Consider the following 26,224-nt stretch of genomic DNA (forward strand, 5'->3'; position numbering starts at 1 on the left):
CTGATCTGCCCCGGGGCCGGAATTCCCACGCCGGCCCCGGGGCGCCGATGAACTCCCCTGCCCGTCACCACCAAGGAGGACATCTGTGACACCACGCCTGCGCAGGGCACCCCGACGGCGGGCCGCCGCGATCGCGACGGCCGGCGTACTGCTCGCCGGATTCCTCTCGGCGGCACCGGCCGCGGCCGCCGACACCGACCTCATCGTCAACGGCGGCTTCGAGAACGGCCTGACCAGCTGGTTCGTGAACAACGGCAACGCGACCGACGGCGCCACCCTCGCACCCACCACGGACGCCTACTCCGGCGCCAGCGCGGTGCGGGTGACCAACCGGCAGACCACCGGCTCCGGCCCGATGCAGGATCTCTCCGGCAAGGTGCAGGCCGGACAGACGTACGCCCTCACCGCCCGGATCAAGTACGACAACCCGGCCAGCCCCGCGACGAAGCAGTTCTTCGCCACCATGCACTACGGCGGCGGCACCTACACCAACCTGGTCAGCGTGACCGCGAACCGGGGACAGTGGGCGCAGTTCAACGGGCAGTTCACCATCCCGTCCGGACAGAACGTGTCGACGGCGCGGCTGTTCTTCGAGACGCCCTGGACCAGCACGCCGTCGACCGCTCCGGAGACCCACCTGATGGACTTCACCCTCGACGACGTGTCAGTGGTCGGCGCCGCGCCGCCCGCCCAGCCGTCGAAGACCATCGAGGTCGTCGGCAAGCGGCCCGGCGAGCACAACCCGTTGATCGGGCACAAGTTCGGCGCCGACGGCTTCGGCTTCGTGCACGACGGCCGGGTGTACATGTACATGACGAACGACACGCAGGGCTACGCGCCCAACCCGACCACAGGCGTGTCACCGGGCATCAACTACGGCGACATCAACCAGATCACCCTGATCTCCACCACGGACATGGTGAACTGGACGGACCACGGCGAGATCCCGGTCGCCGGCCCGAACGGCGTGGCACCCTTCACCAACAACTCGTGGGCCCCCGGCATGGCCAAGAAGGTGGTGAACGGGCAGGAGAAGTTCTTCCTCTACTACGCCAACGGCGGCGGGTCCAGCAACGTGATCACCGGTGCCTCGCCGCTCGGCCCGTGGACCAGCGAGCGCACCAGCACGCTCATCGACGGACGCACCCCGGGTGCGGAGGCGGTCGCCTGGAAGTTCGACCCGGCACCGCTGGTGGACGCCGACGGCGAGGCGTACCTCTACTTCGGTGGCGGTCCCGCGTCGACGAGCATGCCGCCGGCCGAGCGCTTCAACAACCCGAAGAACCTGCGGGCGATCAAGCTCGGTGACGACATGGTGTCGACCGAGGGCACGGCGGCGGTGGTGGACGCTCCGGTGGCCTTCGAGGCGGCCCAGGTGTTCACCCGCGACGGCAAGTACTACCTGTCGTACTCGTCGCACTTCGGCGGCAACGACTTCGGCGGCAACCAGACGCCGCTGCCCGGCTACCCCGGCGGCGGCCAGATCGGCTACATGATCTCCGACGACCCGATGTCGTGGCCGAAGGAGACCTACGCCGGGGTGCTCTTCCCGAACCAGTCGCAGTTCTTCGGCACCGGCACCGGCGGCAACAACCACCAGTCGGTCTTCGAGTACGAGGGCAAGTACTACTTCACGTACCACGCCCCGACGCTGAACAAGCGGATCAACGGCGACACCACCCAGGGCTACCGCAGCCCGCACATCCAGGAATTGGCGTTCCACGCCGACGGCACCATCCAGCAGGTCGTCGGCACCTACGCCGGCGTCTCGCAGGTGCGCGACTTCGACCCGTACCGGGTGTTCGAGGCGGAGACGTTCGGCTGGAGCAAGGGCGTGGCGACCGCGAAAATCGACGGCGGGTCCGCCCAGTTCGGCGCCACCGCGCCGAACCTGGTGGTCCGCGACATCGACAACGGCGACTGGACGGCGCTCTCGTCGGTCGACTTCGGCGAGGGTGCCCAGAGCGTGACGGCGAAGGTCCGCCCGCTGGTGGCCGGCGGAAAGATCGAGATCCGCCTCGACGAGGCGACCGGACCGGTGGTCGGGACCATCCCGGTCGACGCGCCGATCGGCCAGTGGACGGAGCTGACCGCGTCACTCGACGGCGTGGCCGGCGTACACGACGTCTACTTCACCTACTCCGGCCCGCAGGGTGCGGACCTGTTCGAGATCGACACCTGGTCCTTCGAGGCCGGGTCCGCCGCCGAACTGCCGGTCGAGGTCAGCGCCCAGGCGCGCTGCGTCGCCGGCAAGGCGTACGTCGCCGTGCAGGCCCGCAACGCCCACGACGCGCCGGTCGACGTGACGCTGGAGACGGCGCACGGCGAGCGGTCGGTGCCGAACGTGGCGCCGGGCGCCAACGCGTACCAGCAGTTCGCCACCCGTACGGCGGCGGTCGAGGGCGGCACGGTGACCGTACGCGCCAGCGGAGAGATCGGTGGCCGGGACGTGACGAGCGTCCGCACCGCCGCACACTCCGGCGTCGACTGCGCCGGTTGAGAACTGACAAACGGAGCGTGGGGATGAAGAAGCGCAAGCTGTTCGCGTCGGTGGCCGCCGGAGCGATGGTGATCGGCTCGGTGGCGGCCGCCGCGCCGGCCTCGGCCGAGCCGGGGGACAACGCCGACGTCGAGGTGACCGTCGACATCGAGGAGATCACCGAGCCGGGTGTCCTGGCCCTGTCGGTGGCCGGTGACTCGGTGGCGTTGGCCGAGGACGGGTCGACGCTGCTGGTGCGCCAGTTCGTGGGCACGTTGCCGACGGTGACGGTGACCGACACGCGTACCGCTGACGAGGTGCCGGCGGGTGCGGCGTGGGCGGTGCTGGGTTCGGCGTCGGACTTCGTCGGTGCCGCCGGTCAGGAGCCGATCGGCGCCGGTCACCTGGGTTGGCGGCCGAAGCTGCTCGACGGTGGCGACACCGGCCTGGTCAGCGAGGGTGAAGAGGTGGTGACGGTCGTCGACGAGCCCACCCAGCCGGGTAACAACGTGGGTCTGGTGGACCAGGAGTTGCTGGTCTCGACGTTCGACTCGGGCGCGGTGGCCGGTGGCGAGTACACCGTCAACGCTGAGTTGTTCCTGCGTACGCCGGCTGATGTCGCGGCGGGTGAGTATGCCTCGACGTTGACCCTGTCCCTGTTCGAGTGACCCCGGGGTGAGGGCCGCCGCTGTCGCGGCGGCCCTCACCGATTCCGCTTCTTCCCGGCAATCCCGCGTCGGTGGACGCAACCAACTGGGGGTCGGGTGCGTCCAAGCCGGCATGAGAACTTCCCGAAGCGGGTGGCTGGCCCTGGTGCCCCTGCTGATGTTGACGGCATCGGCTTGCGGCCAGCAGGGTGACGCCGCAGGTGCCGGTGATGCCGGCACGCCTGAGATGTCCTATTCCGCCGACACCCTGGTGTTCCGGATGGATTATGTGGGCGGGTTCGTCACCCCGGCCATGCGCGCCACCCGCCTGCCCGCGATAAGCGTCTACGGCGACGGTCGCGTGATCAGCGAGGGGCCGGTCACCCTGGCCTACCCTGGACCGGCACTGCCCAACCTCCAGCAGGGCACGATCAGTGCCGACGAGGTGGCGAAGCTGGTCGAGGCGGCGCGTGCCGCCGGGGTGGGCACGGTCGGCGACCTCGGCACCCCACCGGTCGCCGACGTCCCGTCGACCCGGTTCATCGTCTTCGCCCCGGGTGGCGTGGAGGAGTTGGAGGTCAACGCCCTGGCGGTGGGGGGCGACGGCAACCCGGCCGCCAACGAAGGACTGACCGCCGACCAGCGCACCGCCCGGGACAAGTTGCGCCAGTTCGCCGATTCGTTGACAAGCGACAGCGGCCCGCTCGCCAGCGCACACGCCGCCAGCCAGCCGTACGCGCCCACCGCCGTCGCGGCGGTCGCCGAGCCGTGGGTCGCCAACCCGGAAGCCGGGAAGCAGCCCGAGGTGGCCTGGCCGGGACCGGCCCTGCCCGGCGCCGAAGTCGGCAAGGACCTGGGGCTCGGCTGCGTGACGGTCACCGGTGACCAGGCGCAGGAGCTGTTGACCGCCGCCGCCGACGCCACCGCGGTGACCCCGTGGGTCTCGGACGGCAAGCGGTGGACGGTCACCCTGCGGCCGCTGCTGCCCGACGAGACCGACTGCGCCGACCTCGCGAACAACGGCTGACCGGGTACGCCGGGCGGCCGGTCCTGGGGGACCGGCCGCCCGGCGGTGCGCTGGCACGGACCGTCTAGGCTGCCGCGCGATGAACGCGCCCTCCCGCATCCTGATCTACGGGGTCCACGGTTCCGGCAAGTCGACGCTCGCGGAAACGCTTGCCCAACGGCTCGGCCTGCCCTGGTATCCGGTCGACGACCTGCTCTGGGAGCCCGGCTGGGTCGAGGTGCCGGTCCCGGTGCAGCGAGACCGGATCGAGGCGATCTGTCGCCGGGACCGCTGGATCCTCGACGGTTCCTACCACGGCTGGCGGGACGTCCCGCTGGCCCGCGCCGACCTGGTCATCGGCCTGGACTATCCGCGTGGGCTCTCCTTCCGGCGGTTGTGGCGGCGCACCATGCGCCGGCTGTCGACGGGGGAGGAGATCTGCAACGGCAACCGCGAGTCGCTGGGCAGCGTGCTCTCCTGGGACTCCGTGCTGCGCTGGCATCTCACCGGGTACGCCCGGGAACGGGCCCGGATGCGGGCCTGGCACGCCGACCCGGCCGGACCGCCGGTGCTGCTCTTCGACACCCCCGAGGCGCTGGAAAGCTGGTTGGCCGGGCTACCCCGTTGAGACCCGGCGGGGTCGGGCTACCCGGCGGGGATCTCCGCCAGCCGTTCCGCCACCCGCCGCTCGGCGAGCTGCTTCGCGAACTCGACCGGGTGCCCCTGCGGCATAATCTGCACCTCGGTCACGCCGAGTGCCGCGTACTCGGCCACCTCGGCCACGAACGCGTCGACGTCGGCCAGGGCAGGGCGGGTGACAAGCACGGTCTTGGCGATGTCGGCGTAGTCGCGGCCCTCGCTGGCGCAGTGGTCCCGCAGCACGTCGAGCTTGTGCGCGACGTCGGCCGGGCTGCCGAAGAGGTTGCACGAGTCGGCGTAGCGGGCCACCAGCAGCAGCGTCCGCTTCTCGCCACCGCCACCGATCATGATGGGCGGACGCGGCCGGCTGATCGGCCCCGGCACGTTCAACGTCTCGGTGAGCTGGTAGTGCCGGCCCTCGAACGGACCGTTGTCGTCGCTCCACATCTGCTGGCAGATCTGAAGTGTCTCCTCCAGCCGTTCGAAGCGCTCCCGGACCGGCACGACCGGCACTCCGAGGCCACGCTGCTCCCGCTCGTACCATGAGGCGCCGAGGCCGAGCCGGGCCCGGCCGCCGGAGAGTACGTCGAGCGTGGTGACGATCTTCGCGAGCAGGCCCGGGTAGCGGTACATCACCCCGGTGACCAGGACACCGAGGGTTATCCGTTCGGTCTTCGCGGCCAGGAAACCGAGCGTGGTGTACGCCTCCAGCATCGGCTCCTCGGCGGTGGCCATGCCCTCCATCTGGAAGTAGTGATCCATCACGGTGAACGCGGAGACGCCAGCCTGCTCCGCGATGCGGGCGGTCTCCGCGAGCGTCGGTGCCAGCTGCGCCGGCTCGGCCGGCGTGGAGAAATTCCAGTAGTGCAGCCCCAGCTTCATCGCCCATCCGATCTGTGGCAGTCAAATCGATACGACTCTCTAGGTTGTCACACATCCTCGCCGATCAAGGGGTGACGTCGCGGGCGCCCAACTCGGGGAGGGGCTCCAGCCAGGCCAGGTGGCCGTCGGCGACGGCGATGGTCCGGCTGCCGGTGGAATCGGTGGCGGTCAGCCCGATGCCCGGCCGTCCCGAGGGGGCGGTGCGGTGGTCGTCCTCCAGCGCGAGGTGCAGCATCGGTCCGTCCGCCGCGAAGGCGGCGATGACCGTGTCGAAGGCGGGGCGTTGCGCTACCGGCACGTGGATCCGGGTCGCGGTGTGCACGACCAGCCGCGGCACTCCCGGCGGCAGGCTCGCGGCGACGTCGGCACCGATGTCAATGATGTTGCCCCGCAGCACCCGGGGCGGATCGTCGGCCACCGCCGTCATCGCCGCCCGCAGCAGGGTCGCCTGATGCGCGTTCTCCGGCCAGACCAGAGCCCGCAGCCAGGCGCGGTCGTCGGCATCGGTGAGATCGGGCGGGTCGAGGTCCACGCCGACGGCGTCGGCGATGCGCGGCACCGGCTCCAGCGCCGGCAGCAGGTGGGCGTCTGGCACGTCCACGGCGATCCGGACCGGTGAGGTGGGCTCGCCGACTGTCGTACCGCCCACGGTGAAGGCGTAGCGGTCGGCGCGCAGGTTCAGCCCCGCGCTGCAGCCCACCTCGACCAGGCAGACCGGTGCCGACGTCACTCGGCGCAGCAACGCCAACCCGAGCCGCGTCACCAGGGCCCGCTGCACCTGGTTGGTCTGCACCAGCCGGGTGGCGAGAATCGCCGCGATCTGGTCGGCGTACGCCGTGCAGAACCGCGCGAACGTCGGCCCGGTGCGCGCGTCGACTGGCCGGGCCCGGTCCCCGACGACCGACGGGTAATACTCGGCCAACGGGTCGTTGCTGCCGTCCAACAGCAACAGGTGCACGGCACCGAAGAGCGCGAACGTCGGCTGCTGCCCGGCGCGCGTCTGCGCCGCCAGTTCGATCAACCCCGGATCGTCCGCGACCACCCCGAGCAGGTGACTGTAGAGCGGCGAGCTGCCGAACCCCCGCGCCGTCCGAAAGACTTCCGCCACCCCGCCACGATCCCGCACCCCCCTACCCTAACCTCGACCGTAGATCTTGGTGCGAAACCGCCCTCCCAGGGGCAATTTCGCACCAAGATTCACGCGGGGCGACCCTTGAGGACGGTGGCGAGGCGGGTGATGTCGGCGGGCGCGGGTCCGCCCTCGCTCTGTTTCACTCCACGCACATGCCTCGTGAGCAGCGACGATGGCTCGACGGCAACAGACTCACCGGAAGCCGACCGCACATGCTGCCCCCGCACGTGCGTCTTCCCGACTGCTCGCCGGCACGAGTTGCGGCATGTCGCGGCTTCCGGACCGGTTTTGGGCACCAGTTGCGGCGTCTCGTGAAGGACGCGGGCAGCCAGCGGTTCCGCCAGCCCGCGCTGCCCTATCTACGCAGCCCGTTATGGCCGATCTTGAAACGACCGGGTGCTGCCCGGCGACGCGCGCGAGAGCGGCGGGCCGGGGTATTCGGTCGCGGATGCAGGGGCGGTGCGGCAGGCTGTGGCGTCGTGAGTAGTCGGTTGCGCGCCATCGCCAAGGACACGGTAGGCATTGCCGAGCGCGGCAGTTACCGTGCGGACGGCGGCGAGGTCTCCATCGCCGCGCAGGTGGCGCGGGCGGTGGCGGGCACCCGGTTGTACCTGCCGACCGACGACCTGGCGGTGCCCGCGCCAGCAGACGCCGCACCCGTCGTCGAGGTGACGAACGAGTCGACCCTGTCGGCCACCCGTCGGCTCGGCGGTGACCTGGCCTGTCTGGTCTTCGCCTCGGCGCGTAACCCCGGTGGCGGGTTCCTCAACGGTGCCCAGGCCCAGGAGGAGAGTGTGGCCCGCTCCTCGGCGCTCTACCCCTGTCTGCGGGCGGCCGAGGACTTCTACACCCACCATCGCGCCCACCCGGAGTTGACCTACAGCGACCGGGTGATCTACTCGCCGGAGGTGCCGGTCTTCCGCGACGACAGTGGAACGCTGCTGCCGATGCCGTACCCGGTGTCGTTCCTGACTGCCGCCGCGCCCAACCGGTCCGCGATCGTCCGCAACCAGCCGCAGCATCTTCCCGACGTGCCCGCGGTGCTGGCCCGCCGTGCCGCCCGGATCCTCCGGGTCGCCGCCGTCCACGGCCACCGTCGGCTGGTGCTCGGGGCGTGGGGCTGCGGGGTGTTCGGCAACGAGCCGGGCATGGTCGCCGCCGCGTTCGCCACCGCCCTACGCGAGCACCCCTGGTTCGACGAGGTGCACTTCGCCGTCCTGGACCGGCAACCCACCACCCCGACATACGCCGCGTTCGCCACCGCGCTGCGCTGACCGAAACGACGATGCGGGCAGCATACGACGCTGTCCACGGGCCGTGGGGCCCGTGGACAGCGTCCCGGACGGTGTTACAGGTTGCGCTTGTTGAGTAGCAGGTTCGGGGTGCCGGAGAGGCTGCCGCCGACCACTCCGCTGACCCCGTTCGTGACGATCCAGTTGTGCACGGTGGCCTGGCTGGCGTCGCCGTACGTCGCCTTGTAGAGGGCGGCGACCCCGGCGGCGTGCGGGGTCGCCATCGAGGTGCCGTTCAGGCTGGAGGTGGTGGAGGTGGGGTACGTCGAGACGATTGCCGAACCGGGGGCGTAGATGTCCACGCACGTGCCGATGGAGGAGTAGCTGGCCCGGGCGTCGGTGTTGGTGGTGGCGGCGACCACCAGCGCCGCGGAGAGGTTGCGTGGCAGCCGGTCGCACGAGTTGCCGCCGGTGTTGCCGGCCGAGGCGGCGAGGAAGACCCCGCTGTTCATCATGTTGGTCAGGGCGGTGGCCAGGGTGGCGCTGTAGGTGTAGTTCCAGGAGGCGTTCGCCACCGCGGGCTTGTTCGCGTTGCTGGTGACCCAGTCCACCGCGCCGACGGCGGCGGAGAGCGTGCCACCGCCGGCGCAGTTCAGCCACTTCACGCCGTACAGCCGGACGTTCTTGGCCACGCCGTGGCTGGTGCCGCCGATGGTGCCGGCCACGTGCGTGCCGTGCCCGTTGCAGTCGGTGTTGTTGCTGTCGATGGCGTTGTACGCGAACTGGGCCCGTCCGCCGAAGTCGGGGTGGTTGGCCTGGATGCCGCTGTCGATGACGTACGCGTGCACGCCGGTGCCGGTCGAGTTGTAGGTGTAGCTGCTCGACAGCGGCAGGTTGGTCTGATCGATCCGGTCGAGACCCCAGGAAGGCGGGTTGGTCTGGGTGGCATCGAGCACGTCGTACTGGATCACGTCACGCTCGATGCTGAGCACGTTGGCGTTGTGCGCCAGCTCCGCGACCTGTGCTGAGGTGAGCCGGGCCGCGAAGCCGTTCACGGCCCGGCTGAAGTACGCGCTGGGGGTGGCCTTCAGCGCGCGCGCCGGTGCCGTCGCGTCGGTGCCCGGCTTCATCGTGACGACGTACGCCCCGGGGATGACCGTGACGTCCGTCGCCGCATCGGGGGTGCTGATGGGCAGGGCGGTGGCGCGGAGCGGTCCACCCGCGGCCGTTGCCGGTTGCGGCACGGCGAGCAGGGCGACGACGACGGTGCTCGCGGTGATGCCGGCGGCGACCGCGACGCGCCGAAGGCGCGGTAGGCGTGTTTGTGGCACGAAGCCTCCTCAGGAGCAGACCATTCAATATGGATGATCATCACGAACCTGAGGCGAGGTTATATAGATCACCGGGAAGATATAAGTCCGGCGATGTTACGGCTTGATGTCATCGGCGCGGGGTTCGCGTTGGAGCGGTACGGCCGCAAAGTACGAGCGGACGTGGTCAGGACTCGCTCGCGAGTCGGGCGGCGCGTCGGCTGAGCGTGTCCACCTGGTCGCGCAGCCGCCGTACGCCGTCGGTGTCGGATGTCGCGACGGCCGTGACGTCGGCGAGCAGGCCGGTGTAGTCGCCGGCCAGCCGCAGGTACGCCGGGCGGGCCGGCGATCAGGGTGAGCAGGGGATCGGTCACGTCGCCGGTGGCGAACCGGGCCCGCCAGCCGGTGGGGGTGTCCGGGGTGGCGGTGGCGTCGCGGCTGATCGTGGCGCTGTCGATCGCCGCACGCGCGCTCGACCAGGCCACCCGGGTCTGCTCGGCACGGGCGCGGTGGCGCGGCAGCAGGGTGGTGAGCAGGCCGGCGGCCAGCAACAACAGGCCGCCGGCAAGCCAGCTGAGCAGGGATGGTGACATGCGCTCCCACCGTCCGAGAAGATCAGGTACGGCTACCTGTCTAGTCGACAGGCGCCAGCGCGCCCGCAGCGGGTCGGACCGAGCTGCCGCAGCTCGTGGGCGGGGTAGGGTGCGGCTGTGCCGGAAATCGTGCAGCTGTTGGCCTCGTCCGTGCACCGATTCGTGGGCCGCCCGGTGGACGGCGCGGCGCCCGCCCCGGCCGACGAGCTGGTCGACGAGATCCGGATTCGGGCGGAACTGGGCATCGTGGGGGACCGGTACTTCGGCAAGCCGGCGCACCGTGCGGCGAGCGTGACCGTGATCGCGGCCGAGTCGCTGCCGGCCGGCGTCGGTTTGGCCCAGGTCCGGCGGAACATCCTGACCACCGGCATCGCCGTGGACGAGTTGGTCGGGTCGGTGCTGGTGCTGGACTCCGGCGCGGGCCCGGTGCGGCTGCGGGTCAACCGCCCCGCCCACCCCTGTGCCTGGATGGACGTCACCATCGGTCCGGGTGCCTGGCGCGGGTTACGCGGCAAGGGCGGCATCCGCTGCACGCCGTTGATCGACGGCGTTCTCCGGGTCGGCCCGGTCGATGTGCTGATCGAACCGTGACGGCTTCGGCCTCCCTCTCCTTGTGCGGCGCGGAGTCATTCCAGCGACGTGGCGATCGATACCGCCTCGGCCGCGCTCAGCTCGCCCTCCAGCCGGTAGGTCACCCCCGCCTGCTCCCAGATCAGGGTGGCGGCGGCGAGCCGGGCGCTCTCCTGGCGCAGGGTGCCGCCACGGTCCACGTACGACACCGGGTGTGGACCCGCGAGCCAGAGCGCAGTCTGGCCGGCGACCTCCGTCCACTCCGCTCCCGAGCCGCCGGACTGCTTGAAGAAGACCGGGTCCAGGCTGCCGTCGAAGGCGTCCAGGCGCACGCTGCCGCCCCGGTAGAGCAGGCTCGCCACCCGGTGGCCGCCCTCGTCGTCCGGGTCGGCCACCAGCACCCGCTCCGGCGGCCCGAGTGCCGCTGGTGCCCGCAGCGGAAACCGGACCGCGTGCCGCGCCTCGTCCCACCCGGCGGGCTGCTCCCCGGGCAGCGGCGCCGGGGAACCGGTCGGCGGCACCGGCGCGGAGGAGGTGTCGACGGTGATCCCGGCGAAGCGCAACAGCCCGGTCACCGCGTCGGCGACGGCAGCCCGACCGGGCGGCAGCAACGCGACGAGCAGCGCGGCAAGCGCTACGCCCACCGCGTACCGCCACCGCCTCCGTCGACGGTCGACGCGGGGCGGGGCGGCGATCCGGGCCCGGACCTGGGTCCTGACGTCGGGTGGCTCGGGCGTGGCCAGCCACCCGGACAACTCGCGCAACTCCCGCTCCAGGTCAGCCACGGCTGACCTGCGCATCGTCGAGCAGGCCGCGGAGCTTCGCCAGCGCACGGGCGGTCCGGGACTTGACAGTGCCCCGGGGCCAGCCCAGCATCGCCACGGTCTCGTCCTCGCTCAGGTCGAGGAAGTAGCGGCAGACGATCACCTCCCGGTCCCGGACCGGGAGCAGCCGTAGTGCCCGCACCAGGGTGGCCCGGCGCTCACCGGCGAGCGCCCCGCCGACGGCGGAGTCCTCGCCGATCTCCGTGCCCGGGGCCACCCGCGCGGCCCTGAGCACCAACCCGTTGCGCCGCTCCCGGGACCGGTGCAGGTTGCGGGTCTCGTTCGCCACGATCGCCAGCAGCCAGGAGCGGAACGACGAGTCCCCGCGATAGCGGGACAACTTGCGGTAACCCTTCACGAACGCCTCCTGGATGACGTCCTCCGCGTCCGAACCCGCACCGAGCAGCACCGCGGTCCGGTACGCGGACGCGGTGTGTCGGGCGACCAGGGCCTCGTACGCCCCCAGGTCACCTGCCTGCGCGCGGGTGACGAAATCCTCGTCGTCCAGTGGAACCTCCGGTGCGGTCACTGTCTTGACACCGCCGAGCGCGTGCCGGTTCCACAGGTGCGGGAGGGAACCTCGACGCATCCGGCGGTGTCACCGGGGCATGATGCAGAAGCGCACCCTCTCCCGTCGTACCCTCCTGACCGCCCTGACCGGTGCGGGGGCAGCGGCCCTCGCCGGTTGCGGGCCGATCCGCCGGCCGGTGGCCTCGACCGTCGCCACCGCGATCCCCGACCCGCTGCTGTTCGAGGTCGACGGCGGACTCGGCGTGCTGCGCGGCGCCGACCGACAGACGATCCCGCAGGCGGTCGCCACCGCCGACGGCCGGCTGATCCACGCCAGCGCGCCCGACGGCGCCGACACCGCCCTGTGGCGGGTCGACCCGACCAGCGGCCACGCCTCCGACCGGCTGGGGCTTTCCGGCCGTTGGGTGCCGCAGACGGTCTCCACCGACGGGACGCTGGTGGCGCTGACCACCGAGGCGGTGAGCGCCACCACGCAACGCCCGGCCGGGCGGGAGCGCACCCCCGTGCTGATCGTCGACGGCGGCGGCGTGCGGCGGCGACTGGACCTGCCGGGCAACGTCGTGCCGGAGGCGTTCACCAGTGACCACGACGGGCTCTTCGTCCTGGAATGGTTGCCGCCGCACGCCCCGGACCGTTACCGGGTCCGGGTGGTCGACCTCGCCACCGGCACCGCCGGACCGTTGTCCACCCGGCTGAAGCAGCCGATCCCGCCCGGCGCGGAGGAGGAGATGCGCGGTGACGGGCGGCAGGCGGTGCTCGCCCCGACCGGCAGGGTGCTCTACACGCTCTACACCCACCAGCCCGAGCACCGGCACACCCGGGACCGGATCAGCGGGCGGCCCGGCAGCGACGTGCACGCCTTCGTGCACACCTTGCACCTGGATCAGCGGTGGGCGTACTGCGTCGACCTGCCGCACCCGTTCGGGACCGGCCCGGCCGAGGGCCACGCGATGGCGCTCACCCCCGACGGCAGCCGCCTGTACGTCGTCGACGTCACCTCCGGTGTGCGTGCCGAGATTCTCACCGAGGAGTTGGCCGTACGCGGGGTGGCTCCGTTCGTCGCCACCACCGGCCCGGCGTACGCGGCGGCCGGCGTCGACCGGCTGTACGTCGGCGCAGGCCCCGCCGTCTGGACTGCCGACCTCAGCACCCGTGGCGGCGTGGTCGAGCATCCGATCGCCGACCCGGTCCGCGGTCTCGCCCTCAGCTCGGACGCCGCGCGCCTCTACGTGGCCGGGGAGACTGCGGTGAGTTGGCACGAACCGGCCACGATGGGCGAACTCGGCCGGGTCGCGACGCCCGGTCTGGTGGAGCTGCACGGCCCGGCCGACTCACGCTGACTGGCTACTCACGCAGCGTGAGGGCAGCGACACGCCGGAACCGGCTCGTGGTCCGACCCGTCCGATCGGGGTGAGCAGGGTCATCGTACGTTGGGGGGAACGAGGACCGGGATCGGCGGAGGCCGGGGCTCCTGATGCCGGAGTGACTCTGGTACGAAAGTGGGAGCAACCCGACGAGAGGACAGCCCATGACCCTTGCCGTGGCCACCGCCGACAATCTCGGACGCGCGCTCGACGATATCGTCGACCGGGTACCGGGTGCCCAGTTCGCGGTGGTGCTCTCGCCGGACGGGATCCTGCTGGGTGCCTCGCGCGGCATCGACGACGAGCTCGCCACCCAACTGTCCAGCATGGTCTGTGGCCTCCAGGCGCTCGGCCTGGCCGCCGCCCGGGTCTGCGGCGAGGGCGAGTTGCACCAGGTCGTCGTGCAGATGTCGCGGGCGTTCCTGTTCCACGCCACGACCGGCAACGGCGCGGTCCTCGCCGTCGGCATCGACGGTGACGCCGAGGTCGGCGACATGGCCTACGAAGTCGCCATGTTCGTGGCGAAGGCCGGCCACCATCTGCCGGTCTACCTGGAGCCGGCTTTCCCGTAGCGGACCGCGGCCCTATCCGTCGTAGGGCGGGGTGGGGTCGGCGACCTGCCACAGCTCGGCGGGGAGTTGCGCGATGATGTCGTCGTAGTCGCCGGGCTCGACGGCTTCGCGGATGGTGTCGAAGACCGCCCGGATACCGGCCTCGGCCAGCTCGGGGTCGACGTCGGCGCGTCCGCCGACCCGCTGTACGAACACGTCGAGCCCGAACGGCTCGGCGGTCTCGTCGGGTGCGAAGGCGTACGCGCGCAGCGCTTCGGGGAGCCGGTCGGCCAGGTCCCGTGCCTCGCCGCCGTCGATCCGCTCGGCCAGCGTGGTGAGTGTGGCCCGCGCGATCGCGGTGGCCTGCTCAGCCGATGCGCCGGTACGGTCCGCCACGGAGTCGATGAACTTGTTGTCGTCCACCTGGCCGGCCCCCTTCTCGCCACGGATGGCGCGTCTACCCGGAAAGGGGGCCGGTCAAACGGCACGACGGGCCACGGCACCGCGCCCATAGCCGAGGAGCACGACTTCCGGAAGCACCTTGACGCATTCGCGGGGATCATTACGATCTGCGCAATGCGACGATATCGCCGGGAACTCTCGTGACCCCGCCCGAACCCTGCTCCGACGCCCACCCCGCCTGGCTGCCGCTGGAGGCGTGGCGCGCCGTCGGTGCCCGGCACACGGTGGTGTACGGCCAGGGTCTCCTCGTCGACACGGTGTTCGCCGAAATCGAGCGGGCCTGCGCCGGGCACGGTGGCGCCGTGGCCCGGGGGATCGGCGAGCCCGCCGGGCACCCGGCCCAGTTGATGTTCGCCCTGGTCAAGTCCCTGCCGCCAGGTGATGATCTCGGCCGGATGGCGTACGCCGAACTCGCCGCCCCCGGCGAGTCCCTCGGCAGCGAGGGCTTCGTGGTGGCGCGACCCGGCGAGGTGACGGTGGTGCTGGCCGACGCGCCGGCCGGGTTGCTCTACGGCCTGTTCGAGGTGGTCCGCCTCGGCGAGGCGGCGTTCGGCCCGGCGTACCCGGTGCGGGTGCACCGCCCCGCGCTGGGTCGACGGATGCTGGACCACTGGGACAACGTCGACGTCCATCCGGTGATGGGCCAGGTCGAGCGCGGCTACGCCGGCGGGTCGATCTTCTGGCGGGACGGCCGGCCCCGCCGTGACCGGGCCCGGCTGCGGGCGTACGCCCGGTTGCTGGCGGCCTGCGGTGTCAACGCGGTGTCGGTGAACAACGTGAACGTGCACGCCACCGAGGCGCGGCTGCTCACCGAACGGCTCGACGAGGTCGCCGAGATCGCCGACGAGCTGCGTGCGTACGCCATCCGGGTGCATCTCTCGGTCACCTTCGCCGCGCCCGTGATCCTGGCCGGCCTGCCCACCGCCGACCCGCTCGACGACCGGGTGCGGGCCTGGTGGGCGGAGACCACCCGCCGGGTCTACGACCGCATCCCCGACTTCGGCGGCTATCTGGTCAAGGCCGACTCGGAGGGGCAACCGGGCCCGTTCAGCTACGGCCGCGACCACGCCGACGGGGCGAACCTGCTGGCCGAGGCGTTGGCACCGCACGGCGGCGTGGTGCACTGGCGGGCCTTCGTCTACAACCACCGGCAGGACTGGCGGGACCGCTCGACGGACCGGGCCCGGGCCGCCTTCGACCACTTCGCCCCCCTCGACGGCCGCTTCCTGGACACCGTGATCGTGCAGGTCAAACATGGTCCGATCGACTTCCAGGCCCGGGAGCCGGTGTCACCGGTGATCGCGGCGATGCCCGGCACCCGGCTGGCGGTGGAGTTCCAGGTGACCCAGGAATACACCGGGCAGCAGCGGCACGTCTGCTACCTGGCCCCCTGGTGGAGCGAGGTGCTGCAGTTCCGTCCCTGGGGCGACGACGGCCGGTCGGTGGCCGAGGTGGCCGCCGACCTGGTCGCGGTCTCCAACGTGGGCGACGACCGGTTCTGGACCGGACACCCGCTGGCCCAGGCCAACCTGTACGCCTTCGGCCGGCTCGCCTGGGACCCTGGGCTGAGTCCCGAAACGGTGCTCGACGAGTGGATCGACCTGACCTTCGACCCTGCCTCGTCGGCCGGTCCCGCGCTGCTGCGCAGCACCCTGCACGAGATCATGGACGACTCGTGGCGCAGCTACGAGCGGTACACCGCCCCGCTGGGCGTGGGCTTCATGGTCCGGCCCGGCCACCACTACGGCCCCGACGTGGACGGGTACGAGTACACGCCGTGGGGCACCTACCACTTCGCCGACCGCGACGGGGTGGGGGTGGACCGCACCCGGGCCACCGGCACCGGCTTCACCGGCCAGTACCCGTCGCCGTGGGCCGAGGTCTACGAGTCGCTCGACAACTGCCCCGACGAGCTGTTGCTCTTCTTCCACCACGTGCCCTACGGCCACGTGCTGCACAGCGGCAGCACGGTCATCCAGCACATCTACGACACCCACTTCGCGGGCGTACGCGAGGTGGAGGCGATGGCCCGGCGGTGGCAGCGCCTGGCCGGGCTGGTCGGCGACGACGTGTACGCGCGGGTCGACGAGCTGCTCGGCGAGCAACTGCGCTGCGCTCGCGAGTGGCGCGACCAGGTGAACGCGTACTTCCACCGCAAGTCCGGTGTGCCCGACGCCCACGGCCGCCCACTGCACTGACCGCACCGCGGGACCCGGTGCGGTCAGTGTGGCGGTGGACCGGCTACGCCAGCGGGATGCAGGGAACGACGTAGCGGATCGGTGACCAGTTGATGGGAGTGACCGGCGCCTGTGCCGCCACGCTCAGGCTGATCGCGTTGTAGTTGCTGTCCACGAAGACGGCCCGGGTGCCGGTGGTCTGGTTGTTGATGTACGAGCCGCTGCCGGTGAACCAGTTGGTCGCCTTCGACAGGGCCCAGGTCTTACAGGTGAACAGGTTGAGCCGGTTGCCGGTGGCGCCCGGCCCCGCGAACGCGCAGAAGGTCTGGGCAGGGCATGTCGCCGCCCCCACCTGTGGGGGCTGACCGATGCTGTCGACCTCGTAGGCCACGCTCTGCCCGGGTAGCGACAGCAGGATGTTGCCCACGCCCTTCAGGTCGATCTTGTTGATGGCGACCTGGGTGCCACCGGTGTCGGCCCGGATGGCATCCACTTCTTTCTGCAACTCTTTGGCCTGGGCGCCGGTCAAGCCTGCGGCCTTCGCCTGCGCCGCGAAGTTCGGCTCGCTGGTGGCGGCCTGGGCGGCCACGGCGCTGCCGGACAGAATCATGGACATCAGCCCGGACACGAGGGCTATCGTGCGTACTCTCCTCACGTTTTCCTCCTAAACGTCGGCGAGTTCGGGGTGGCTGAACGCACCTTAAGTCCATTTCAGGCGACGTGGCTGTCGATAATCGGACATTGAAGACTATTCATGAAAAAATGATGAAGAGCCTAGCGCCCGGCAGCGGCGGGTCTGGGACCGGACGGCCGGCAGCTACGACCGGCAGATCGGCTTCGCCGAACGGCACCTGCTCGTCGGCGCGCGGGAATGGCTCGGCGCCCGCGCCCAGGGCCGGGTCCCGCCGGGTCCCCGTGAGTGGCCCGAAACGGACGGACCCGTCTGTCTTGTCTCCGGGGCCGGCTGGGTCAGTGCCCAGTCGAAGACGTCGTGAACTCCTCGCGGATGGTGGCGATCATCGGTTCGCCGCCGCGGACCAGTGCCAGTGCCAGCACCGAGCCCAGCGCGGCGAGCGCCGCCTCCGCCGCGACAAGCGTCAGCACCGTCGCCGCGACCAGCAGCAACGCGGTGCCGAGCGCCACCTGCGGGGTACGCAGCACGAAGTATCTGGCCAGCCGGAGCACGTCGCGCAGCCGGAAGGTGAAGAGTGAGGTGATCACCAGGGCGTTGACCCCGATCACCGCCACTGCCGCTCCGACCAGCACCAGCGGCACCGCCCACCACCCGGACAGCCCGGACGCCCGCAGGTTGGCCAGGTTGAGCGCGAGGATCGTCAGCCACAGCAGCGTCGGCACCCAGACCAGCAGGCTACCGGCCAGGTTCGCCCGGTAGCCGCGCCAGAACAGCCGCGACGGGCGCAGTTCGGTCAGGTCGAGCCGCTGGTGGTGCAGCGCGTACAGGGCGGCGGCCAGCGCCGGGCCGAGCGGCACCGCGCAGACAGCGACCAGCGGCAGGTTGCTCGGGTGGCGTTCCAGCGCGAACAATGCCACCACTCCGGGCAGCGTGCAGAGCACCAGCAGCAACTCGACCACGAGCAGCGTGTAGATCAGCGCGGCGAGGCGGGACAGCGGGCCGGTGCCGAACTCCCGCCGCGTCGTGGTGCTCACGCGTCGTCACCGGCGACGCTGTGCCGGCCGTGGCGCGTCAGGCTGCCGTAGGGCTGCTCGGCGCGGGTGATGTGCATCCTCTCGTCCCTCTCATCGACAGAAGCCCCGAGCTGCGGGCGGGGGCCGGTCCGGTCGTCGACGGCGACCGGACCGGCCGGGTGTCAGCTGTGCTCCTCCCGGTAACGCTCGTACGCCTTGTTCACCGTCTCCAGGTAGGCGTCCATGTTCTTGCTCTTCAACTCCGCCACGTAGGCGTCCCACTCGGCGAGGTCACGCTGGCCGAGGGCGAACTGGAGCGTCGCCTGGTAGACGTGGTCCTTCAGCGGGGTCTCCCAGAGCGACGCCTGCTCCCGCTCCTCGTCGCTGAGCGGGAACGGCGGCGGCGGTGACTTCGGCGTCCGGGCGTTCATCACCTGCTGGAACTCCTGCTCCTCGGCGGAGAAGAACGCCTGCACCAGCTCGGGCTTGCCGCCGTAGGCGAAGACCCCGTTGGCGAAGCCGAAGTCCTTCTGGAGGTGCTTGGGTGCGCCCGGGTTGAGACCGATCATGTCGACGTCCGGAGCGAGGCTGGCCTTGCCGGCGGCGTCCTTGACGTAGGTGGTGCCCTCCACCCCCCACCTGGCGAACTCCTGGCCGGCGTCGGAATACCAGAGCCAGTCGACGAACTGCATCATGGCGACGAAGTTCTTGCTGTCGCGGGCCTTCGAGGAGATCATCATGCCGTTCTCCAGCCGGCTGGCCGGGTTGACCTCGCCGGCCGGGCCGACCGGCAGCGGAATCTTGGTGATCTTCGCCTTCGGGTTGGTCGCGGCCAGATCCGGCCGGTAGTCGTTCACCAGCGTCTGGGCGTTACTGCTGATCACGAAGGACTTGCTGTTGGCGAGCTTCTGCCGGGCGATGTCGTCGGTCTGGGTGAAGCTCTCCGGGTCGAGCAGCTTCTCCGCGACCAGTTTGTGGAGGTACTGCACCATCTGCTGGTACTGCTCGGTGGCGCCGGTGTACTCGAACTTCTGCGCGGTGGCGTTCCAGCTCACGTGCTGGAAGTTCCAACCCGCGCCCGCCAACCCGTACGACACGGCCAGCAGGTTGAGCAGGTTGCCGGCCGGGTTCGGCTGGCTGTACCGGTCGGAGAACGGGTAGGCGTCCGGGTACTTCGCCTTCATCGCCTTGAGCATCTGGTAGACCTCGTCCCAGGTCTTCGGGACCTCCAGGTTCAGCTCGTCGAGGATGTCGGTGCGTACCGCCAGCGAGTATTCGTGCCAGGGCTTCTCGTGCACGCCGGGCAGCAGGTAGAACTTGCCGTCGGCCTGGCGCAGCGTGTCCAGCTCCGGCGCCAGGTTCCACTTCTCGATCTTGTCTTTGAGGTTCGGCATCAGGTCGAGGTAGTCGCTCACCGGCAGGATCGCCCCCGACGAGACGTACGCGTGCACCTCCGGCGGGTAGGTCTTCGGGATGAGCAACGGCGCGTCGCCGGCGCCGATGAGCAGGCTGCGCTTCTGGTTGTAGTCGCTCAGCGGCACCGCGACCGGTTCGAGCGTGACGTTGGTCCGCGCCGTCAATTCCTTCCAGAACAACCAGTCGTTCTTCAACGGGTAGTTCGGGTGGTTGTTGTAGAGAACCGAGAAGGAGATCGGTTCGGTGGCCTTGAACTGCGTACCGACGGCGTAGTTGTCCATCGCACCGGCCCGCTTGTCCGACAGGTTCTCGGACGGGTCGTCGCCACAGGCGGTGACGCTGGCGAGGGCGAGCAGCGCGGCGGTGGCTGCCGCCGCGTGACGCCACGATCTGCGGAACATGGCGGTTCCTTTCAACTGTGGTGGTGGGAGGGGGTGCGCCGGCTCAGCCCTTCACCGCGCCGAGCATGATGCCGCGGACGAAGTACCGCTGGACGAAGGGATAGACCAGCAGGATCGGCAGGGTGGTGAGCACGATGGTCACGGCCTTGAGCGTCGCCTCGGCCTGCACCTCGTTGGCCTCGGTGATGGACCCGACGTTCTCCGCGCCGGTGGCGCCGGCGATCAGGTTCCGTAGGTACACGGTGACCGGCCACAGCTCCTGCTGATCCAGGTACAGGAAGGCCGCGAACCAGGAGTTCCAGAAGGCCACCGCGTAGAAGAGCACCATCGTGGCGACGATGGCCTTCGACAGCGGCAGCACGATCCGCAGCAGGATTCCGTACGTGTTCAGGCCGTCCACCGCCGCGGCCTCCTCCAGGTCGGTCGGCAGACTCTCGAAGAACGCCTTCATCACCAGCAGGTTGAACACGCTTATCGCGTTGGGCAGCGCGATCGCCCAGACGCTGTTCTTCAGCCCCAGGCTGGTGACCAGCACGTAGTTGGGGATCAATCCGCCGGTGAAGAACATGGTGAACACCGCGATGCCGACCAACGCGCCGCGTCCCTTGAGGTGCTTCTTGGACAGCACGTACGCGTAGCAGGTGGTCAACGTGATCGAGATGAGGGTGGCGGTGACCGTGTAGAACACGGTGTTGCGGTAGTTCGTCCAGAACAGCGAGTCGGACATCACCAGCTGGTAGGTGTCGAGGGTGAACCCGCGCGGCACCAGGTTCACCTGACCGGCGATGATGTACGCCTCGTTGCTCATCGAGCGGGCCACGATGTTGACGAACGGATAGAGCGTCACCACCACCACGAGGGTCAGGACGATCCCGTTCGCCACCTGGAACGCCCGGTAGCCCCGGGTCTGCTGGATGCCGCGTCGCCGACGCGGGCGGGGCGGGGTGTCGGTGCGCCGCGCGGCGGCCTCGGTCGTCACCACAGGCTCGTCCCCACCGTGCGCCGGGCGATCAGGTTCGCCGACAGCACCAGGACCAGCCCGATCACCGCCTCGAACAGGCCGATCGCGGCGGCGTAGCTGAAGTTGCTGGACGCGAAGCCGACCCGGAACAGGTACGTGGAGATGACGTCCGCCGTCGGATAGGTCAGCGGGTTGTAGAGCAGCAGGATCTTCTCGAAGCCGACCGCCATGAAGGTGCCGATGTTGAGGATCAGCAGGGTCACCATTGTCGGTCGGATGCCGGGCAGCGTCACGTGCCAGGTCTGCCGCCAGCGGTTGGCGCCGTCGATCCGGGCCGCTTCGTACAGGTTGTCGTCGATGGTGGTGAGCGCGGCGAGATAGAGGATGGTGCCCCAGCCCACCGTCTGCCAGACCTCAGAGGAGACGTAGATGGTGCGGAACCACTCCGGCCGTTGCAGGAACGGGATGGCGTCCCCACCGGTGGCCTGGACGACCTGGTTCACCGTGCCGTCCACGGAGAGCAACTGCATGACCATGGCGGCCACGATCACGATGGACAGGAAGTGCGGCAGGTACGACACCGACTGCACGAAGCGCTTGATGCTGCCGGTGCGTACCTCGTTGAGCAGCAACGCCAGCACGATGGGCAGCGGAAAGCAGAAGAGCAGCGTCAACGCGCCCAGCACCAGGGTGTTGGTGAAGACGTTCCAGAACGTCGGGTCGGTCAGGAACATCTTGAAGTACCGCAGACCCACCCAGTACTCGCCGAAGATGTTGCCGCCGGGCTGGAACCGGCGGAAGGCGATCACGTTGCCGAGCATCGGCAGATACCGGAAGATCAGGAAGAACAGCAGCGGCAGGATCGCCAGCGAGTAGAGCTGCCAGTCCCGACGCAGCGCCCGGCGCCAGGTGTTGCGGCCGGCCCGTGGGGGCGGCGGCGGTGGCGCAGGCGGGCCCGGGGCGGGCGAGGTCACTGTCGTCGGTCTGCTCACCGCCGGTGCTCCGGGCTCGGCGCGACGCAGACCCGGGAGACCAGCTCCCGGCGGTGACCGGTCTCGCGTTCGTCGCCCACCAACCGCGCCGCCAGGCTCGCCACGATCTCGCCGCTGGACCGGCCGAGTCGCAGCTGTACGTCGCCGGGCTCGACCACCCGCCGGCCCCGGGAGGCGGAGTAGCCGGCGAAGTGCTTGAGGGTGGCCACCACGCCGGCGCGTTCCAGCCCGCGCACGTACGCCGCACCGATGGTGCCGACCAGGGACGGATCCTCACCGATGGTCTCCTCGGTGCGCCCCCAGCGGTAGTCGCGGGTCACGTCCAGCACCGGGGCCAGTCCCTGGTGTACGCCGGCCGACCGCACCGACCTGCCGATCCGCCCGGCCGTCTCCTCCACCAGCGCCGGATCGAAGGCGGCGCCCCCGCACAGCGGGGCGGGATAGACGGTGGCGCGCCAGGCCGCGAAACCGGTCAGGCACTCCTCGTGGACCTGCGCCGGGATGCCGAACCGGTTGGCCGCCACGATCTTCTCTTCGAGTGACGTCAATGAGATAAGCGCTTCGGCCCGCTCGTTTTGCTGCCTCGTCGGGTCGCGCCGTCGCTCGGTCCCCGATGACGTCAGTCGATCGTCGACGGGTAGCTGACTTGTCATGCGAACCCCTCCGGCCGCGCCCGCGGGGGCTCGCCCCGGCGGCCGTACCAGCGCCGTGCAGCACGGCGGACATCGAAAATTTCGGAAACCAGTTCGACACCTGTGTCCGGAACCTAAGGGCGCTGACGAATCCCTGTCAAGGGTCGGAAAGGCACTGTCCACGCGGGTGGCACCGAGGAGGCAAACGATTTTCGTCGACGGTTTGTCATAGATGTGCGTCAGCGGCGAACGTTACCGGCATGCTACAGTTCCCCGAAATTTTCGCCGACCGGTTGCAGGGATTCCGATGGCCGCACACCGCTCGCCGCCCGCGCTCGGCTCCGCGACGATCGCGACGATCGCACGTGAGGTCGGCGTCTCCGCGGCGACCGTCTCGAAGGTCCTCAACGGACGGTCAGACGTCGCGGCGGGCACCCGGGCCCGGGTGGAGGCGAGCCTGGAGCGGCACCGCTACCGCCGCCGCGCCCGCCGGCCGACCGGCCCCGGTCAGATCGATCTGGTGTTCCACGAGTTCGGCTCCGACTGGGCGCTGGAGATCATCCGAGGGGTCGAGACGGTCGCCGCCGCCGAACAGGTGAACCTGGTGCTGTCGCAGCTCGGCGGCGCGCGCCGGCCGCCACCGTCCTGGCTCGAACGCGTGATCGCCCGGCGTCCGCTCGGCATCGTGCTGGTCATGTGCAACCTGACCGAACCGCAGCGCCAGCAGTTGCGGCGGCAGGCGGTGCCGGTCGTCGTGGTCGACACCGACAGCGCCAGCGCGGCCTCGGTGCCCACCGTGGGCTCGAACAACTGGAACGGTGGTCTGATCGCCACCCGGCACCTGCTGGAACTCGGTCACCGCCGGATCGCGATCATCTCCGGTCCGCCGGACGTGTGGTGTGCGCGGGCGCGGACGGCCGGCTTCCGCGGCGCGCACGAGGAGTTCGCCGTACCCGTCGATCCCGACCTGGTCCGCACCGGCAACTTCCACCTCGACGCCGGCTACCAGCAGGGCATGGAGCTGTTGGCCGCGCCGAACCGGCCGACGGCCGTCTTCGCCGGCTCGGACCTTCAGGCGATGGGGGTGCTGCGCGCCGCCCGGCAACTCGGCCTCGACGTCCCCGCCGACCTCTCCGTGGTCGGGTACGACAACCTGCCGCTCTCCGCCTGGAGCGGACCTGCGTTGACCACTGTCAACCAGCCGTTGCGCGACATGGCGGGCGCCGCCACCAAGATGCTGTTCGACCTGGTGCGCGGGGTGGCCCTGCCCACCAGTCGCATCGATCTGGTCGCCGAACTGGTGGTACGCGAGAGCACCGGGCCGCCCCGACGACCCTGACCGATCACCTGTGAGGAAGCATGCCGCTGTTCGATCTGCCTCTGGACCAACTGCGCGACTACGCGCCCACGGTGGTCGAGCCCGCCGATTTCGACGCCTTCTGGCAGGCCACCCTGGAGCAGCCGGCGGACCTGCCGGTGCTCGTCGAGGTCCGTCCCGAGCCGACCGATCTGCACCTGGTCGACACCTGGGACGTCACCTTCGCCGGCTTCGCCGGTGACCCGGTCCGGGCGTGGTACACCCGACCGGCCGGAAACGACGACGACCTGCCGGCCGTCGTCGAGTACGTCGGCTACGGCCGCGGTAGAGGCTTGCCGCACGAGCGGCTGACCTGGCCGGTCGCCGGGTACGCGCACCTGCTGATGGACGCCCGGGGGCAGTCCGGGCAATACGGCGCTGGTGACACCGCCGACCCGCACGGCGCCGCACCGGGCGGACCCGCACCGGTGACCCGGGGCATTCTGTCGCCGGAGGGCTACCACTACCGCCGGCTCATCACCGACGCGGTCCGGGCGGTCCAGGCGGTCCGGGTGCTGCCAGGGGTGGACCCGAGCCGGGTGGTCGTCGCGGGAAACAGCCAGGGCGGCGGGCTGGCACTCGCGGTCGCCGGCCTGGTGCCGGACCTCACCGCCGTGCTCACCACCGCGCCGTTCCTCTGCCATCCGCAACGGGCCATCGAGATCACCGAGGTCGGCGTGTACGGCGAGATCGTCAACTACCTCGCGGTCAACCGCACTGCCGAGGCGGCGGTGCGCCGCACCCTGTCGTACGTCGACGGGGTCAACTTCGCCCGGCGGGCCACCGCGCCGGTGCACTTCGGGATCGGGCTGCGCGACATGGTCTGCCCGCCGAGCACCGGCTTCGCCGCCCACAACCACTACGGCACGGCGTGCGGGGGACCGGTGCCGGTACGGGAACTGCACGTCTATCCGTTCAACGGTCACGAACACGGGGAAGCCGTCCACGTCCGGCGTCAGCTGCGCTGGCTGGCCACCCTGCTCGACACGTCGCCACCGAAACTTCCGGTGCCCTCGATCGCCGTGCGCTGAGCTGCCACCTGCGCTTTGCTGCGGTCCGGATCGTGCCGGTGACCCGTGGCGGTGCACCGAAAGCGGTCGAGGCGCGTTGAGCTTACTGACGTGTTTCGATATTGTTTTCGATAACACAGCCTCGATCTACTCATGGTGGCCGGCGCAGTGACCGGCCGACGCGGCATCCGGGCGACCGCGTCGGCGACGCCGGACCGTCGTGATTGGGCAGTAGTCGGGGCCGGCTTCCCTCAGCACGGCTTCGTCGAAAGGCTCATGCCATGAACAACGCCTCCGCCCGCGCCAGCGGGCGCCCGGCGACCCGACTGCGACCGCGCTCCGCGCTGGTCTCGGCCGTGGTCGGTCTCGCCCTCGTCGCCACCGCAGTGGTGGTCTCCTCAAGCGCCAGCGCGGCGACCACCCTGGGTGCCTCCGCTGCCGAGAAGGGCCGCTACTTCGGTGCCGCGATCGCGGCGAACAAGCTCTCCGACTCCACCTACGTCGGAATCCTCAACCGCGAATTCAACTCGGTCACCCCCGAGAACGAGATGAAGATCGACGCGACCGAGCCGCAGCAGAACCAGTTCAGCTTCACCAACGCGGACCGGATCGTCAACCATGCCATCTCGCGTGGCATGAAGGTGCGGGGTCACACCCTCGCCTGGCACTCCCAGCAGCCCGGCTGGATGCAGAACATGTCCGGCACCGCGCTGCGCAACGCGATGCTCAACCACGTCACCCGGGTCGCCACCTACTACCGTGGCAAGATCGACTCGTGGGACGTGGTGAACGAGGCGTTCGCCGACGGCGGCAGCGGCGCCCGGCGCGACTCGAACCTGCAACGTACCGGCAACGACTGGATCGAGGCGGCGTTCCGTGCCGCGCGGGCCGCTGACCCGGGCGCCAAGCTCTGCTACAACGACTACAACACCGACGACTGGACCCACGCCAAGACCCAGGCCGTCTACCGGATGGTGCAGGACTTCAAGCAGCGGGGCGTACCGATCGACTGCGTCGGCCTCCAGTCGCACTTCAACGCGCAGTCGCCGTACCCGAGCAACTACCGCACCACACTGTCCAGCTTCGCCGCCCTCGGGGTGGACGTGCAGATCACCGAGCTGGACATCGAGGGCTCCGGCACCCAGCAGGCCGAGACGTACCGCCGGGTGGTCCAGGACTGCCTCGCGGTGCCGCGCTGCAACGGCATCACCGTGTGGGGCATCCGGGACAGTGACTCCTGGCGCTCCTACGGCACCCCGCTGCTCTTCGACAACAACGGCAACAAGAAGCAGGCGTACAACGCCACCCTGGAGGCCCTGAACGCCGGCGGCACCACCCCGCCGCCGACCACCGCGCCGCCCACCACCTGATGACCGTGACGAATCACCCCCCCAACATCCACCCCTGTC

General features: G+C 70.3%; 24 protein-coding genes and 1 pseudogene. 12 read left to right on the top strand and 13 right to left on the bottom strand.

The window, feature by feature from the left end; translation table 11 throughout:
- Nucleotides 1-85 precede the first annotated feature (85 nt).
- The 4 genes from C1I93_RS04440 (at nucleotide 86) to C1I93_RS04455 (ending at nucleotide 4,760) form a co-directional block, all read left to right on the top strand.
- Nucleotides 86-2,500 (top strand): family 43 glycosylhydrolase, encoded by a 2,415-nt coding sequence (locus tag C1I93_RS04440; RefSeq protein WP_111241925.1) that lies wholly within the window; start codon nucleotides 86-88, stop codon nucleotides 2,498-2,500.
- 23 nt (nucleotides 2,501-2,523) lie between these two features.
- Nucleotides 2,524-3,147, top strand: a complete 624-nt coding sequence (locus C1I93_RS04445; RefSeq protein ID WP_111241926.1) for a hypothetical protein — start codon at nucleotides 2,524-2,526, stop codon at nucleotides 3,145-3,147.
- Between the two features lie 112 nt (nucleotides 3,148-3,259).
- Entirely contained in the window at nucleotides 3,260-4,153 is an 894-nt protein-coding gene (locus C1I93_RS04450; RefSeq protein ID WP_111241927.1) for a hypothetical protein, read from the top strand.
- Between the two features lie 79 nt (nucleotides 4,154-4,232).
- Nucleotides 4,233-4,760, top strand: a complete 528-nt coding sequence (locus C1I93_RS04455; RefSeq protein WP_111241928.1) for an AAA family ATPase — start codon at nucleotides 4,233-4,235, stop codon at nucleotides 4,758-4,760.
- Nucleotides 4,761-4,777: 17 nt separating this feature from the next.
- Here the strand turns inward: C1I93_RS04455 and C1I93_RS04460 are convergent, their stop codons facing one another.
- Nucleotides 4,778-5,653, bottom strand: a complete 876-nt coding sequence (locus C1I93_RS04460) for an LLM class F420-dependent oxidoreductase (RefSeq protein WP_111241929.1) — start codon at nucleotides 5,651-5,653, stop codon at nucleotides 4,778-4,780.
- Nucleotides 5,654-5,717: 64 nt separating this feature from the next.
- Nucleotides 5,718-6,761, bottom strand: coding sequence for a DUF2332 domain-containing protein (locus C1I93_RS04465; protein ID WP_181445008.1), 1,044 nt, complete (start codon nucleotides 6,759-6,761; stop codon nucleotides 5,718-5,720).
- A gap of 503 nt (nucleotides 6,762-7,264) precedes the next feature.
- Here C1I93_RS04465 and C1I93_RS04470 point away from each other — a divergent pair.
- A complete protein-coding gene (locus tag C1I93_RS04470; RefSeq protein WP_111241931.1) occupies nucleotides 7,265-8,059 on the top strand; it encodes a TIGR02452 family protein in 795 nt (264 codons plus the stop codon).
- 74 nt (nucleotides 8,060-8,133) lie between these two features.
- Here C1I93_RS04470 and C1I93_RS04475 read toward each other — a convergent pair whose 3' ends face one another.
- Nucleotides 8,134-9,348, bottom strand: a complete 1,215-nt coding sequence (locus tag C1I93_RS04475; RefSeq protein ID WP_111241932.1) for a S8 family peptidase — start codon at nucleotides 9,346-9,348, stop codon at nucleotides 8,134-8,136.
- Nucleotides 9,349-9,416: 68 nt separating this feature from the next.
- Nucleotides 9,417-9,920, bottom strand: a complete 504-nt coding sequence (locus C1I93_RS04480; RefSeq protein WP_111241933.1) for a DUF6403 family protein — start codon at nucleotides 9,918-9,920, stop codon at nucleotides 9,417-9,419.
- Nucleotides 9,921-10,037: 117 nt separating this feature from the next.
- Between C1I93_RS04480 and C1I93_RS04485 the strand changes: the two genes are divergently transcribed.
- Nucleotides 10,038-10,511, top strand: a complete 474-nt coding sequence (locus C1I93_RS04485) for a molybdenum cofactor biosysynthesis protein (protein ID WP_111241934.1) — start codon at nucleotides 10,038-10,040, stop codon at nucleotides 10,509-10,511.
- A 35-nt stretch (nucleotides 10,512-10,546) separates the two neighbouring features.
- Here the strand turns inward: C1I93_RS04485 and C1I93_RS04490 are convergent, their stop codons facing one another.
- Both C1I93_RS04490 and C1I93_RS04495 read right to left on the bottom strand, forming a co-directional pair.
- A complete protein-coding gene (locus tag C1I93_RS04490; RefSeq protein WP_111241935.1) occupies nucleotides 10,547-11,275 on the bottom strand; it encodes a hypothetical protein in 729 nt (242 codons plus the stop codon).
- Entirely contained in the window at nucleotides 11,268-11,843 is a 576-nt protein-coding gene (locus C1I93_RS04495; protein WP_223256645.1) for an RNA polymerase sigma factor, read from the bottom strand. The genes C1I93_RS04490 and C1I93_RS04495 overlap by 8 nt, the downstream gene beginning before the upstream one ends.
- 79 nt (nucleotides 11,844-11,922) lie before the next feature.
- Between C1I93_RS04495 and C1I93_RS04500 the strand changes: the two genes are divergently transcribed.
- Complete coding sequence (locus tag C1I93_RS04500; RefSeq protein ID WP_223256646.1) at nucleotides 11,923-13,185, top strand: YncE family protein; 1,263 nt, start codon at nucleotides 11,923-11,925, stop codon at nucleotides 13,183-13,185.
- 188 nt (nucleotides 13,186-13,373) lie between these two features.
- Complete coding sequence (locus C1I93_RS04505) at nucleotides 13,374-13,781, top strand: roadblock/LC7 domain-containing protein (protein WP_111241937.1); 408 nt, start codon at nucleotides 13,374-13,376, stop codon at nucleotides 13,779-13,781.
- A 12-nt stretch (nucleotides 13,782-13,793) separates the two neighbouring features.
- On the opposite strand, the gene C1I93_RS04510 is transcribed toward C1I93_RS04505, so the two are convergent.
- A complete protein-coding gene (locus tag C1I93_RS04510; RefSeq protein ID WP_111241938.1) occupies nucleotides 13,794-14,183 on the bottom strand; it encodes a DUF2267 domain-containing protein in 390 nt (129 codons plus the stop codon).
- Nucleotides 14,184-14,362: 179 nt separating this feature from the next.
- On the opposite strand from C1I93_RS04510, the gene C1I93_RS04515 reads away from it, so the two are divergent.
- Nucleotides 14,363-16,420, top strand: a complete 2,058-nt coding sequence (locus C1I93_RS04515) for an alpha-glucuronidase (RefSeq protein WP_223256647.1) — start codon at nucleotides 14,363-14,365, stop codon at nucleotides 16,418-16,420.
- Nucleotides 16,421-16,463: 43 nt separating this feature from the next.
- On the opposite strand, the gene C1I93_RS04520 is transcribed toward C1I93_RS04515, so the two are convergent.
- The 6 genes from C1I93_RS04520 to C1I93_RS04545 form a co-directional block, all read right to left on the bottom strand.
- Nucleotides 16,464-17,054, bottom strand: coding sequence for a peptidase inhibitor family I36 protein (locus C1I93_RS04520; protein ID WP_146603426.1), 591 nt, complete (start codon nucleotides 17,052-17,054; stop codon nucleotides 16,464-16,466).
- A 314-nt stretch (nucleotides 17,055-17,368) separates the two neighbouring features.
- On the bottom strand, nucleotides 17,369-18,067 hold the full coding sequence (locus C1I93_RS04525) for a DUF624 domain-containing protein (protein ID WP_111241941.1): 699 nt from the start codon (nucleotides 18,065-18,067) through the stop codon (nucleotides 17,369-17,371).
- Between the two features lie 161 nt (nucleotides 18,068-18,228).
- Nucleotides 18,229-19,863, bottom strand: coding sequence for an ABC transporter substrate-binding protein (locus C1I93_RS04530; protein WP_111241942.1), 1,635 nt, complete (start codon nucleotides 19,861-19,863; stop codon nucleotides 18,229-18,231).
- Between the two features lie 43 nt (nucleotides 19,864-19,906).
- The gene (locus C1I93_RS04535) at nucleotides 19,907-20,842 is read right to left on the bottom strand and encodes a carbohydrate ABC transporter permease (protein ID WP_212808504.1); all 936 of its coding nucleotides are present in this window, start codon (nucleotides 20,840-20,842) and stop codon (nucleotides 19,907-19,909) included.
- Nucleotides 20,839-21,816, bottom strand: coding sequence for an ABC transporter permease (locus tag C1I93_RS04540; protein WP_111241943.1), 978 nt, complete (start codon nucleotides 21,814-21,816; stop codon nucleotides 20,839-20,841). Before C1I93_RS04540 ends, C1I93_RS04535 begins: the two co-directional genes overlap by 4 nt.
- Entirely contained in the window at nucleotides 21,813-22,469 is a 657-nt protein-coding gene (locus tag C1I93_RS04545) for a glycoside hydrolase family 3 N-terminal domain-containing protein (protein WP_420811783.1), read from the bottom strand. Before C1I93_RS04545 ends, C1I93_RS04540 begins: the two co-directional genes overlap by 4 nt.
- 286 nt (nucleotides 22,470-22,755) lie before the next feature.
- On the opposite strand from C1I93_RS04545, the gene C1I93_RS04550 reads away from it, so the two are divergent.
- The 3 genes and pseudogenes from C1I93_RS04550 to C1I93_RS04560 form a co-directional block, all read left to right on the top strand.
- Nucleotides 22,756-23,787, top strand: a complete 1,032-nt coding sequence (locus C1I93_RS04550; protein WP_111241944.1) for a LacI family DNA-binding transcriptional regulator — start codon at nucleotides 22,756-22,758, stop codon at nucleotides 23,785-23,787.
- 20 nt (nucleotides 23,788-23,807) lie between these two features.
- The gene (locus tag C1I93_RS04555) at nucleotides 23,808-24,836 is read left to right on the top strand and encodes an acetylxylan esterase (RefSeq protein ID WP_111241945.1); all 1,029 of its coding nucleotides are present in this window, start codon (nucleotides 23,808-23,810) and stop codon (nucleotides 24,834-24,836) included.
- A gap of 260 nt (nucleotides 24,837-25,096) precedes the next feature.
- Nucleotides 25,097-26,182: pseudogene (locus C1I93_RS04560) on the top strand (glycoside hydrolase family 10 protein); the annotation flags it as partial.
- Between the last annotated feature and the right edge of the window lie 42 nt (nucleotides 26,183-26,224).

It is taken from the genome of Micromonospora endophytica (assembly GCF_003236305.1).
GTDB lineage: Bacteria > Actinomycetota > Actinomycetes > Mycobacteriales > Micromonosporaceae > Micromonospora > Micromonospora endophytica.